Annotated in this window: 9 protein-coding genes; 6 read left to right on the top strand and 3 right to left on the bottom strand. The window is 42.8% G+C overall.

Translation table 11 applies throughout. The features are described from left to right. Window positions 1–417 precede the first annotated feature (417 nt). Window positions 418–1809 (top strand): MFS transporter, encoded by a 1392-nt coding sequence (locus C6344_RS05225; RefSeq protein ID WP_066030781.1) that lies wholly within the window; start codon window positions 418–420, stop codon window positions 1807–1809. Window positions 1810–1831: 22 nt separating this feature from the next. Then, complete coding sequence (locus C6344_RS05220; RefSeq protein WP_106031103.1) at window positions 1832–3439, top strand: glycoside hydrolase family 43 protein; 1608 nt, start codon at window positions 1832–1834, stop codon at window positions 3437–3439. A 44-nt stretch (window positions 3440–3483) separates the two neighbouring features. Here C6344_RS05220 and xylR read toward each other — a convergent pair whose 3' ends face one another. Further along, window positions 3484–4644 carry a transcriptional repressor XylR gene (gene xylR, locus C6344_RS05215; protein WP_106047919.1) on the bottom strand — a complete coding sequence of 387 codons (1161 nt, stop codon included), beginning with the start codon at window positions 4642–4644 and terminating at the stop codon, window positions 3484–3486. A gap of 213 nt (window positions 4645–4857) precedes the next feature. Between xylR and xylA the strand changes: the two genes are divergently transcribed. The 3 genes from xylA to C6344_RS05200 all read left to right on the top strand — a co-directional run bounded on the left by xylA (window position 4858) and on the right by C6344_RS05200 (window position 8502). Then, window positions 4858–6195: a xylose isomerase gene (gene xylA, locus C6344_RS05210; protein WP_060596530.1), complete on the top strand. Its 1338-nt coding sequence runs from the start codon at window positions 4858–4860 to the stop codon at window positions 6193–6195. 35 nt (window positions 6196–6230) lie between these two features. After that, entirely contained in the window at window positions 6231–7730 is a 1500-nt protein-coding gene (gene xylB / locus C6344_RS05205; protein WP_060596529.1) for a xylulokinase, read from the top strand. A gap of 88 nt (window positions 7731–7818) precedes the next feature. Continuing rightward, a complete protein-coding gene (locus C6344_RS05200; protein ID WP_034660895.1) occupies window positions 7819–8502 on the top strand; it encodes a glycoside hydrolase family 11 protein in 684 nt (227 codons plus the stop codon). A 244-nt stretch (window positions 8503–8746) separates the two neighbouring features. On the opposite strand, the gene C6344_RS05195 is transcribed toward C6344_RS05200, so the two are convergent. Further along, entirely contained in the window at window positions 8747–10789 is a 2043-nt protein-coding gene (locus C6344_RS05195) for a molybdopterin oxidoreductase family protein (protein WP_106072806.1), read from the bottom strand. Window positions 10790–10917: 128 nt separating this feature from the next. Beyond that, window positions 10918–12114, bottom strand: a complete 1197-nt coding sequence (locus C6344_RS05190; RefSeq protein ID WP_106072805.1) for a cytochrome P450 — start codon at window positions 12112–12114, stop codon at window positions 10918–10920. A gap of 470 nt (window positions 12115–12584) precedes the next feature. On the opposite strand from C6344_RS05190, the gene proC reads away from it, so the two are divergent. Beyond that, window positions 12585–13382 (top strand): pyrroline-5-carboxylate reductase, encoded by a 798-nt coding sequence (proC, locus tag C6344_RS05185; protein ID WP_260336121.1) that lies wholly within the window; start codon window positions 12585–12587, stop codon window positions 13380–13382. Window positions 13383–13385: the final 3 nt, after the last annotated feature.

Below are 13385 nucleotides of genomic sequence, written 5' to 3'. Positions count from 1 at the left end.
ACTTACACAATTCAGCTCATCGCTTGATTAATATAGCATGGGATGAGCTTGAATGCAACCATTAAATGAATTCTTTCAGATTTTCATGTCATTTTACAAGATGAATGACAAAAAATCGATTATTTGGATTATTTTTTCAAAAAATATTGAAAAGTCAGATCAGATTTTATAAAATGAATTCAACTTAGTTTGTTTGGTCAATAAACTAAGATGGATTTCAAGCATTGATTCCTATATTGAAGGAGATGATTCCGTCATTCAACTGATTTGCTGCTTAAATGGGCTAAGCTGAAAGGATGAGATGTTCAGCTACATTTTTACAACGAATTGAAAGCGCTTTATATTTCCCGCATTGATTGCTGCTGCCCTCCATCATCTGTTCGTTAGAAGAGGCTAAGTGAAGAAGGGAGAAAGCTCATGGTTAGTGAGAATTTAAAGAAGATTCGTATGTCTGAAAAAGTGGGATATGCTTCAGGGGATTTCGCATGTAATTTGATTTATGCAACTGTCTCTACGTATCTATTATTTTTTTATACAGATGTGTACGGTTTATCAGCGGCAGCAGCAGGGACGATGTTTTTGGTTGTTCGCGCCATCGATGCGCTTGCAGATCCATTTATTGGTGCATTGGTGGACCGGACGAATAGCCGTTTTGGCAGGTTCAGACCTTACTTGTTATTCGGTGCGTTTCCTTTCGTCGTACTTGCCATCCTTTGCTTTACAACACCTGATTTTTCCGAAATGGGTAAACTCATTTATGCCTACATCACGTATGTTGGTTTATCGCTTACATACACATTCATCAACGTTCCTTATGGTGCTTTAACTTCCGCAATGACAAGAAATAACCAAGAGGTTGTCAGTATTACGTCCGTTCGTATGGTTTTTGCCAATCTAGGCGGTCTAGTTGTGGCTTTTTTTGTTCCTTTTCTTGCGACCTTTTTAAGTGATACGACAGGTAATACAGCACTCGGCTGGCAGATGACGATGGCTTTTCTCGGCGTTCTTGGCGGTGCATTACTGATTTTCTGTTTTAAAAGCACGAATGAACGTGTCACGCTTCAAAAGCCAGAGGAAAAGATTAAATTCAGTGATATCTTTGTCCAGTTGCGAGTGAATCGTCCGCTTGTTGTATTAAGCATTTTCTTTATTATTATTTTTGGTGTGAACTCGATCAGCAACTCTGTTGGGATCTATTATGTGACGTATAACCTTGGCAGAGAAGATTTAGTGAAATGGTACGGACTCATTGGCAGTCTTCCAGCTTTAATGGTGCTGCCGTTTATTCCTAAGCTGCACAAGCTGTTAGGAAAGAAAAAGCTGCTGAATTATTCTTTATTGCTGAATATCGTAGGTCTTCTTGCATTACTTGTGATACCGCCGAGTCAAATCACTTTAATACTGATTTTCAGGCTCGTTGCTGCTGCGGGTAGTATTACAGCCGGTGCTTACATGTGGGCACTTATTCCAGAGACTGTTGAATATGGCGAATATAAAACAGGGAAAAGGATGGGCGGGCTCATCTACGCGGTCATTGGGTTCTTCTTTAAATTTGGGATGGCGTTAGGCGGGATTGTGCCGGGGCTTGTACTCGATCGATTTGGCTATGTCGCGAACCAAATGCAGACACCAGAAGCATTACTTGGCATTTTAATTACGGTAACGGTGATTCCTGTATGCTTACTGATTTTAGCGATGATTGATATTAATTTTTACAACCTAGATGAAGAAAAACACAAAAAAGTTGTAAGGGAGCTTGAGAATAGGGATCAAGTATATATCGATCATATGGATGATTTTAAAATGTAGGTCGTGAAGAGGAGGAAGTTGAATGAAAATTACCAATCCAGTGCTCAAAGGGTTTAACCCGGACCCAAGTATTTGCCGTGTAGGAGAAGATTATTACATGGCGGTCTCTACATTTGAATGGTTTCCAGGGGTGCAAATTTATCATTCGAGGGATTTAGTCCATTGGCGGCTTGCTGCGCGTCCTTTGCAAAAAACGTCGCAGCTGGATATGAAGGGGAATCCTGATTCTGGCGGAGTATGGGCACCGTGCCTAAGCTATGCAGATGGTCAGTTTTGGCTCATTTATTCAGATATCAAAGTAGTGGATGGTCCATTTAAAGATGGTCATAATTATTTGGTCACGGCAAGTGAAGTGGATGGTGATTGGAGTGAGCCGGTCCGTCTCAATAGCTCTGGCTTTGATCCCTCTTTATTTCATGATCAAAGCGGCAAGAAATACGTCTTAAATATGCTGTGGGATCATAGGGAAAAGCACCATTCATTTGCGGGTATTGCCCTGCAGGAATATAGCGTGACGGAAAAGAAACTCATTGGTCAGCGGAAGGTCATTTTTAAAGGCACGCCGATAAAATTGACAGAAGCGCCGCATCTTTATCACATTGGTGATTACTATTATTTATTAACAGCAGAAGGAGGTACCCGGTACGAGCATGCGGCAACAATTGCCCGTTCCTCGCAGATTGAAGGGCCTTATGAGGTTCATCCTGATAACCCCATTTTAAGTGCTTTTCACGCACCTGAACATCCGCTTCAAAAATGCGGGCATGCTTCCATCGTTCAAACGCATACAAATGAATGGTATTTGGCTCATCTCACTGGCCGCCCCATTCAATCAAGCAAGGAATCTATTTTTCAACAGAGAGGGTGGTGTCCTTTAGGAAGAGAAACAGCGATTCAAAAGCTCGAATGGAAGGATGGCTGGCCGTATGTTGTGGGCGGAAAAGAGGGGGCGCTGGAGGTTGAAGCGCCAGCGATAAACGAAAAGGTTTTTGCTCCTACACACCATACAGTCGATGAATTTAAAGAATCAACGTTAAATAGACACTTCCAAACATTAAGAATCCCTTTTACTGATCAGATCGGTTCATTAACGGAAAAACCTCAGCATTTAAGGTTATACGGTCAGGAATCTCTAACATCTAAGTTTACCCAAGCTTTCGTTGCAAGGCGCTGGCAAAGCTTTTATTTTGAAGCAGAGACAGCTGTGTCGTTCTTTCCAGAGAATTTTCAGCAAGCCGCTGGTCTTGTGAATTATTATAATACGGAAAATTGGACAGCGCTTCAGGTGACATATGACGAGGAACTTGGCCGCATTCTTGAACTATCTGTCTGTCAAAACCTTTCCTTTTCTCAGCCGTTGACACAAAAAATCGTCATTCCAGAGGAGGTCACGTATGTGTATTTAAAAGTGACCGTTCAGAAAGAGACATATACCTATTCTTATTCTTTTGATCAAAGAGAATGGAAGGAAATTGATGTGTCATTTGAATCAAGCCATTTATCCGATGACTTCATTCGAGGAGGGGGATTTTTTACAGGGGCATTTGTCGGCATGCAGTGCCAGGATACAAGCGGCGAGCGTCTTCCTGCTGATTTCAACTATTTCCGTTATGAGGAAACAGATAAATAAAAAAGACAACACGCTAAGAGCTGTCTTTTTTATTTATGAACCTGTCATGGTGAGAGGGTGGCATCTTGCAGGAAAGCTTCAATGACTAAAGATGTCATCCCTAATACCGGTGCGTTGTGTCCTAATGACGAAGGAAGTAGCTCTACATGTGAACTGAATTGAGTATCTATCCTTGAGGATACCTCCTCTTGAATCACACGTAAAACCGTTGGCTGTGCTTCAATCACCTTGTTTCGTAAAATAATCGCTTGCGGGTTAAAGGTATGCAGGACGTTTGTGAGACCGACGCCAAGGTAAAAACCAAAGTTGCGCAGGGCATTGAGCGTTTTCATATCATTTAACGTCGCCAGCTGTTCCAAGTCTTGATGGGAGATGGGCTGATCATTTGTTTGAAGGGACTGAAACAAGGCTTTCTCAGATGCATACAGCTCCCAGCATCCACGGTTTCCGCAGCTGCATGTTGGTCCATTAAAGTCGATGGTCATATGTCCCATTTCACCAGAAAAGCCGTATGAGCCTCTGTATAAATGATGATTGATAATGATCCCGATCCCAATGCCAGTGCCGATGCTGGCATAGATCAAATGATCATAGTGTTTAGCAGCGCCAAAGATTTTTTCACCATATGCACCCGCGTTTGCTTCATTTTCAATGAAGACGGGTACTTGGAAAGCGTCTTGGAGCGTTGTTTTCAGGTCAACATTTTTCCATTTGGAATGAGGCGTAAACACGATTTGTTCATCGGCATCCACTAACCCAGGTATACATAGGCCAATACCTATGAGCCCGTATGGGGAAGAGGGGATTTGTGCCATCAACTGCTGTATTAATTCAATTAAAATGCGTATGGTCACATCAGGAGAGCTTGATGGGAGCTTGATCTGCTCTTCATGAAGAATGGACCCTTCGAGGTCGGTTAAAATGCCGTTGACATAATCAACGCCGACATCAATCCCGATGGAGCAGCCAGCACGTTTATTAAACATCAGTAAAACCGGTCTTCTCCCGCCGCTAGACTCACCTTGACCGATCTCATAGACGAGATGCTCTTTCATTAATGTACTTACTTGAGAGGAAACAGTCGATTTATTTAACCCAGTGCGTTCAGATAATTTTGCTCTGGAAATTGGCGCATGCTGGAGAATTTCTTTTAATAATAGCTTTTGATTTATTTTTTTCACAAAGTTCTGATCAGCAATATCCACGTTATCCACTCCATTTGTTTCGTCTTTAGATTAAGTTGAAAAAAAGCTGTTTTTGTTCGCCTGTATTCTGTAAGAAGGATGATTTTAACTTTATTATAACGAAAATATTTCTAAAAAACTAAAAAATATGGAAAATTCAAAGTGAATTGATCATAGATTGAACATTAGTTTGTTGAATCAACTTACTAAGTATATTCATAGGAGGAATAAAAGATGGCTAACTCAAATATGAAAACGTTACACAACTTAGAAGGAATCGGAAAAATACAATATGAAGGAAAACAATCAAAAAATCCACTCGCTTTTAAACACTATGATCCAAACGAAATGATTGGCGGAAAAACAATGAAAGATCACCTGCGCTTCTCAGTCGCTTATTGGCATACATTGACTGCAGATGGAACAGACATGTTTGGAACTGGCACGATGCAGAGAGCCTGGGACTCCTATAGCGGAATGGATTTAGCGAAAGCTAGATTGGAAGTGGCCTTTCAACTTTTTGATCTATTGGATGTTCCGTATTTTTCCTTCCATGACCGTGACATTGCACCGGAGGGAGATACGCTTCAAGAGACCAATCAACAATTAGACATCATTTTAGATAGAATGAAAGAATACATGCGGGATAGCGGAGTAAAGCTGCTCTGGAACACGGCCAATATGTTCAAACATCCTAGATTTGTACACGGCGCAGCGACATCTTGTCATGCAGATGTCTTTGCCTATGCGGCCGCACAGGTGAAAAAAGGCATCGAAACAGCTAAAGAACTCGGCGCTGAAAACTACGTTTTCTGGGGAGGGCGAGAAGGATACGATACTCTGCTGAATACAGATATGAAAAGAGAGCTTGACCACATGGCGTCGTTCTTGCATATGGCTGTTGATTATGCAAAGGAAATTGGGTACACTGGCCAATTTTTAATTGAGCCTAAGCCAAAGGAGCCAACCACTCATCAATACGATGCAGATGCAGCGACATCTATCGCCTTTTTAAAGCAATACGGATTAGATTCACATTTTAAATTGAATATCGAGGCAAATCACGCGACGCTTGCTGGTCATACGTTTGAGCATGAATTACGAGTAGCAAGAATACATGGATTGCTCGGTTCTGTGGATGCGAACCAAGGGAATACGCTGCTCGGCTGGGACACTGATGAATTTCCAACAGATTTATATGCCACAACTCTTGCCATGTATGAAATTCTGCAAAATGGCGGACTAGGAACTGGTGGTCTCAATTTTGATGCAAAAGTTAGAAGAGCTTCTTTTGAGCTTGAAGATATTTTGTATGCCCATATTGCGGGTATGGATGCATTCGCAAAAGGACTGCGGGTCGCTCATAGACTCATAGAAGATCGAGTGTTTGAAGATGTGATAAAGCACAGGTATCGCAGTTTTTCTGAAGGGATTGGCCGTGACATTTCAGAAGGAAAGGCAAACTTTCATACATTAGAAGAGTATGCGCTCAAACACCCTTTGATCAGAAACGAATCGGGAAGAGAGGAACAGTTGAAAGCCCGGTTAAATCAATATTTGTTAGAAGATTGATTGAAGGAGCGGACCTGTTTTGAAGGAGTGAAGACATGAAGTATGTGATGGGAATTGATCTTGGAACGAGCGGAGTCAAAGCAATATTAGTAGATGAGAATGGAAAGGTGTGCTGCGAGGCCTCTAAGCCTTACCGCCTCATTCAAGATAAACCTGGATATTGTGAGCAGAACCCAGAGGATTGGGTTGAGCAAACAGTGGCTGCGATGAAAGAACTGATGGCAAGACAGCCTGTTCATTCAAAGAAAGTAGAAGGCATCAGCTTTTCTGGACAGATGCATGGTCTGGTTCTTTTAAATGAATCCCGCAAGGTACTCCGCCCTGCGATTTTATGGAATGATACACGAACGACAGCGCAATGTACACGCATCACAAAAAAGCTGGGGGAACGGCTGCAAAAGATCACGAAAAATCAGGCGCTAGAAGGATTTACACTGCCAAAATTATTATGGGTAAAGGAACATGAACCAGAAATTGATCAACAAATCGACATGTTTTTACTCCCGAAAGATTATGTCAGATTTCGTTTAACAGGGTCTGTTCATATCGATCATTCTGATGCGGCTGGCACATTGCTGTTAGATATTGGAGAGCAAAAGTGGAGTGAAGAGATTTGTCAGGCATTTGATATTCCTCCTCATATTTGTCCGCCGCTTGTCTCATCAGAGGATGAGGTCGGTACACTATTGCCGCATATTGCACGTGAGGCGGGGATCGAAGAGGGTGCAAAAGTCTTTGCTGGCGGGGCAGACAATGCTTGCGGAGCAATTGGAGCTGGCATTTTATCCTCTGGCCGCACGTTATGCAGCATTGGCACATCTGGCGTCATTCTCTCTTACGAAGAGGATCATGAAAGAGCGCTTCAAGGAAACTTGCATTTGTTTTATCATGCAAAAAAAGACGCTTTTTACACAATGGGTGTCACCCTTTCAGCAGGATATAGCCTTAACTGGGTAAAACACTTACTGGCTCCAGAGGAATCGTTCCAATCGCTTTTAGAGGGTGCGGTTGATGTCGCGCCAGGAGCGAATGGATTGCTCTTTACGCCATATTTAGTCGGGGAGAGAACACCTCATGCGGATTCTACCGTTCGTGGAAGCTTGATTGGATTAGACAGCAGACATGAAAGGACACATATCGTAAGGGCTGTGCTAGAAGGGATTACCTTCTCGTTAAATGAATCCATCGCCTTATTCCGGCAAGCAGGGAAACACATAGATTCTATTGTCTCCATTGGGGGCGGCGCGAGAAGCCGGACATGGCTTCAAATGCAAGCAGACATTTTTCAGGCTGAGGTCATCCAGTTAGACAATGAACAAGGGCCTGCTTTAGGTGCAGCTATGCTGGCCGCCGTTGGCTGCGGATGGTATCCATCGCTTGAGGCATGTGCAGATCAGTTTATTCATCAAGCTGCTGTCTATGAGCCAGAGCAGCAGCATGCAAGTATATATGCTGATCTATTTCATCTGTATCAAAAGATCTATACACAAACAAGAGACATCCATGCCGGGTTAGAACAATACCGTTCTGTCTAGCAAGAAAGGTTACATGAAAGGAGGTGATGGGCTCGTTTCATCTTAGAGAAGGCAGAATAATATGATGAAAAAAGGAGAGGGATGAAAAATGAATTTGAAAAGATTGAGGCTGTTGTTTGTGATGTGTATTGGATTTGTGCTGACACTGACTGCTGTACCAGCTCATGCGGAAACGATTTATGATAATAGAATAGGCACACACAGCGGATACGATTTTGAATTATGGAAGGATTACGGAAATACCTCAATGACACTCAATAATGGCGGAGCATTTAGCGCACAATGGAACAATATTGGAAATGCTTTGTTTCGAAAAGGGAAGAAGTTTGATTCCACTAAAACTCATCATCAACTTGGCAACATCTCCATCAATTACAACGCAGCCTTTAACCCAGGCGGGAATTCCTACTTATGTGTCTATGGCTGGACACAATCTCCATTAGCTGAATACTACATTGTTGAGTCATGGGGCACATATCGCCCAACAGGAACGTATAAAGGATCATTTTATGCCGATGGAGGCACATATGACATTTATGAAACGCTACGTGTCAACCAGCCTTCTATTATTGGGGACGCTACCTTTAAGCAATATTGGAGTGTACGTCAAACAAAACGTACGAGCGGAACTGTATCCGTCAGTGAGCATTTCAGAAAATGGGAAAGCCTAGGTATGCCAATGGGGAAAATGTATGAAACAGCATTAACTGTAGAAGGCTACCGAAGCAACGGAAGTGCAAATGTGATGACCAACCAGCTGATTATTCGATAAAACCAAATGAAAAAAAGCCAGCAGTTTTTGCTGGCTTCAGCGTGTAGACAAACCCTCGCATTCGTTGTCAGGTCTGCGCGCTGGTGCTCACGAATGTTAAATTCGCTCCGCGCCAGTGCTCGCCCTTCCTAGACTTCAAAGGTTTTCTATCACGCTGAAAAGAAGACAAAGTGCTAAAATAAAAATCATTTTAGCACTTTGTCAACAATCTAAAGCCAGCAGTTTTTGCTGGCTTTTCTTCTGTCTATGATAATTTTTCAACTTCCACTCTGCCAGAAAAGAACGTCGCGCCGCCGCCCATATCTGCCAAGCGATCTGGTGTTAATCCATTGACTAGATGTTTTTTGCCTTTTTGATCTGCCCATAATCCTTGACTGACCACAACACCAGATAATACATTTTGACCGACTGACACGACCAGCTCACATTCTCCTCGGTCATTCAGCACACGCACCATGTCACCATCTTCAATCTCTCTTGCCTTTGCATCCTCTTCATTCATATGAAGCTTAGGAAACTTCTCAAGCTTTTGATGCTTTTCATGAAGTGAGAAGGTTGAGTTAAGAAAATTATGATTCGGTCCCGGTATAAAGGTAAGCGGATAATCGCTTTCCTGATAGAGGGGCACATAGGTTGGTAGTGCTGGATAGCCGTCTTTTTTCATTTGTTCAGAATAAAGCTCAATTTTCCCGCTTGGAGTAGAGAGCTTTAAGTCTTGGAAAGGTCCTCGTTTTGCTTTGATCCATTTCTTTTCTTTTAATGCTTCGTACGAAATGTCCTCATAATGCGGATTTTCCGGATGGTGAAGGGCTTGTTCCATGAGCTCCGCATCTGTCTCGCGGAAGGCTTCATTTTCAAAGCCCATCGCATGGGCTAACAGGCGGAACACTTCCGTATTGGATTTACTTTCTCCATAGCGTTCAATCACCGGCTCTTGAATTTGAATATAATGGTGCCAGTATGATGTATAGAAATCCTCATTTTCAAAAGCGGATGTTGCCGGCAGGACAATGTCTGCATACGCAGCTGTCTCTGTCAGAAATAGGTCATGAACCACTGTAAATAAGTCCTCTCTCAGCAAACCTTCTCTTACTTTATTTGCTTCAGGTGTCACAACGGCTGGGTTGCACGAGTAGACAAAGAGTGAATCAATGGAAGGCGCTGCATTCGTCAGCACACTGCCTAGCTGATTCATATTAAATGATCTAGGCGTGCGGTCCTTTAATAGATCCGGCCGCTGAAGAGCGGTTTCATTATAGCTGAGAAAAGAAGAGTTTGATTTCATCGCACCGCCGCCCTTGTAGAGCCATTGACCAGTCAGGGCAGGGAGGCAGGAAATGGTTCGAATACTCATCCCGCCATTATCATGGTGCTGCAAACCATTGCCAATGCGAATGAGAGATGGCGATGTCTCTGCGTACATTCTCGCAAGTGTAAGGATGTCCTCTTTAGAAACCCCAGTGATACCCTCAACGGTATCTGGATCATACTGCTTCACATGCTCACGCAGCTCTTTATGACCGGTTGTATATTCCTCTAAAAAGGCTTCATCTGTCAGTCCTTCTTTAAAAAGGACATGCATGATGCCAAGGGCAAGTGCGCTGTCAGTACCAGGTCGAAGCGGAATAAACCAATCTGCCATCCGTCCGGTTTGGTTCTTGTGAACATCAATCACGACAATCTTTGCTCCTTGCTTTCGCGCTTTTTGTGCGAGGGTGATTTGGTGCATATTGGTCGACACAGCATTGATGCCCCAAAAGATAAATAGTTTCGTATGAATGGTGTCTTCTGGGTCTGTCCCGATGCTTGCACCCATTGTATATTTATAGCCAGTCGTTCCTGCTGACTGACAGATGGTCCGGTCTAATTGACTTGAACCAAGACGATAGAAAAAGCGGCGGTCCATGCCTTCTGCATTCAGATTGCCCATGTTCCCATAAAAGCTGTAAGGCAGAATACTTTCTGGACCTTTTTCTTCAATCAGCTTTGTCCATTTTTGACGAATGGTTTCAATGGCTTCTTCCCACGTAATCGGTGCAAATTGACCATCGCCTTTGCGTCCAACACGTTTCAAAGGAGTGGTCAGCCGTTTTTCATCATATAAACGGGCTGTGACATTCCGCACCTTGTTGCATATGTTGCCTTGGGTAACTGGGTGGTCTGGATCTCCCTGCACTTTTACGATCTTTCCATTTTCTTTATGTATCAAAAGACCGCACTGATCCGGGCAATCTAACGAACAAACTGATTTGAATATTCCGTCTTTCATTGCTGTATAATCGGTCATGAATTTTTGGCTCCCTTTCTGCAATCCGTTATCACTTTGTATGGACTTTATTTTAGCATGTTCGGAGATGGAAGGTAAGAAAGAGATGATGAATTGAAGAAAATGAAAAAGCCCCTCAAAAGGGACTTTTAAAAACGGGTGACCTGTACAGGAAATTCTTTTACCCCAAAAACAAATGTGCTTTGAATGGGTTTTAGCTGATCTGCCGCACAGGTGATGTCTTGAAACGTCTGGAGTAAAACCTCAAGGGCAATGTTGCTCTCAAGGCGGGCAAGCGGTGCACCGAGACAAAAATGAATGCCAAAGCCAAAGCTCATATGAGGATTTGATTTCCGGTCAAGGCGGAACGTATCTGGATCGTCAAATTTCTGTTCATCGCGATTTGCAGAAGCGACCCAGCTAATGAGATAGTCACCTTTTTCAATTTTTGAGCCTGCAATCTCCACATCCTCGGCCGCGATTCGCCCAATGGCTTGAACAGGCGGGTAATAGCGTAATGTTTCCTCGGTCAATTGAGGAATAAGAGAGCGGTCCTGCCGTACTGCTTCGGCGATATGCGGCTGCTCTGTAAGCAGTCGTACTGCATTTGTAATTAAATTGGTCGTTGTCTCATTACCAGCAACAAGTAATAGAATACAAAAGCCAAGCAGTTCATTCTCGGTTAAACGCTCACCATCGATTTCCGCTTGAATGAGAAGTGAGATCAGGTCATCAGCAGGGGATTCTTTTCGTTTTTGGATTAAGTGAGCAAAATAAGCGGACAGCTCTTCCTCTGCGCGTTTCTGCATATCGACAACTGCCTGAATGGCTTCTTTTGATTCATCCTTAGCACCTGCCACTAGGGCATCAGAATGTTTCTTAATCAGATCTCTATCTTTTACCTCTGCACCGAGAAGCTCAGCAATAATCATCACAGGAAGGGGAGCTGCTAGATCTTGCACGATATCAAACGTACGTTGATCCTTGACTTGTTGCAGCAGGTCATGTGTCAGGTCTTTAATCTTACCTTCTAATTGCTTGATCGCTTTTGGCGTGAATGCTTTATTCACGAGTGCTCTCATCTTTGTATGTTTTGGAGGGTCCATTGTTAAAATACTCGTTTTCGAGGTGCTTCTTCCTCGCTGTGAGGAGAACACTTTCGGCTGCTTGAGAACAGATTGGATATCCGCATATCGAAAGAGATCCCAGCACTTTCTTGTCTCATCATATCTCATATCACTCTGCGCACGTAGCTCCTTGTAAATAGGGAATGGGAAAAGAAGGTCATCGGTAGAACGGATTTCTTTCATTGGAATGACATTGACATAGTTTTCTTTCACTTTCATTATGAACGCTCCTTTTTCACTTGGTTTCTCTTTCACCGTATCACCAGTAAAATGTCATTTCAACGGACATGTTTTCTAGAATATGTCAATAGTCTAATCGGAAGATTCAAGCACATTCATCGTATAGGAAAATAGAAAGTCATTAAAAATGATAGCGCTTTCTAAAAAATAGAATTGAAGTCACCGAATCAAAAATAAAATGGGGAATTCAGTCGAAAGAAAGGGTACTATGATGCTAATTCGAATAGTTCTTTTGATCTAAATTGTTGTTTCGTAAAAGCGCAGTCAGCATACATATAGCAAGCGGTTCGCTATACAATCGGGACTTTTGAAAAGCACTAGCTCTTTCTTGACACGATTTCTCATCATGTTACGATAACTAACGTGTGAAAAACACGAACAAAAAGCGAACAAGGGAGAGGATCCATATCATTGATCAAAAGAAAGTTGCTTTCATTGGAGCAGGCTCTATGGCGGAAGGAATGATTGCAGGGATTGTGCGATCAGGACAGATGCCGCTAGGCCAAATTTACGCAACAAACAGACAAAATCAATTTCGATTGAATGAACTAACGAAACGATACGGGATACAAACAGCCACAATGGATTCTTTTCCTTTTGAAGAAATGGATATGTTGATCCTGGCCATGAAGCCAAAGGATGCTGAAACAGCACTTGAATCGTTAAAACCTCATATTCAGAGAGACCAGCTGATCATGTCTGTCCTTGCAGGCGTTAAGCAATCATATATTGAAGATATGCTGCATGAAGGGCAGCCTGTTATGAGGGTGATGCCCAATACGTCAAGTACGATTGGGGCTTCAGCGACCGCTTTATGTGCTGGACGTTATGTGAAAGACGACCATATCAGCATGAGTCAGGCTCTTTTATCTGAAATGGGCGAAGTCTATACCATTCAGGAAGAGCAAATGGATATTTTCACTGGAATTGCCGGAAGCGGCCCAGCCTATTTTTATTTCTTAATGGAGAGAATCGAAGAAGCAGGAGAAGAAGCAGGTTTATCTAAGGAATTGTCTCGTCAAATTGGCGCGCAGACACTTCTCGGTGCTGCGAAAATGCTGCAAGAAACAGAAGAAGACCCTTCTACTCTAAGAGAGAAAATTACGTCACCAAATGGAACAACGGCTGCTGGATTGAATGCATTAGATGATTTTGGCGGTGGAGAAGCGATCAAGCAGGCCGTCAAACATGCTGCTAATCGATCAAAAGAGATCAGCAATCAGCAAAAACAAAAAGTATCTATATAAATA

The organism is Bacillus sp. GBSW19 (assembly GCF_002998655.1).
Classification (GTDB): Bacteria; Bacillota; Bacilli; order Bacillales; family Bacillaceae; genus Bacillus.
This window is presented reverse-complemented; position numbering and strand designations above follow the sequence as displayed.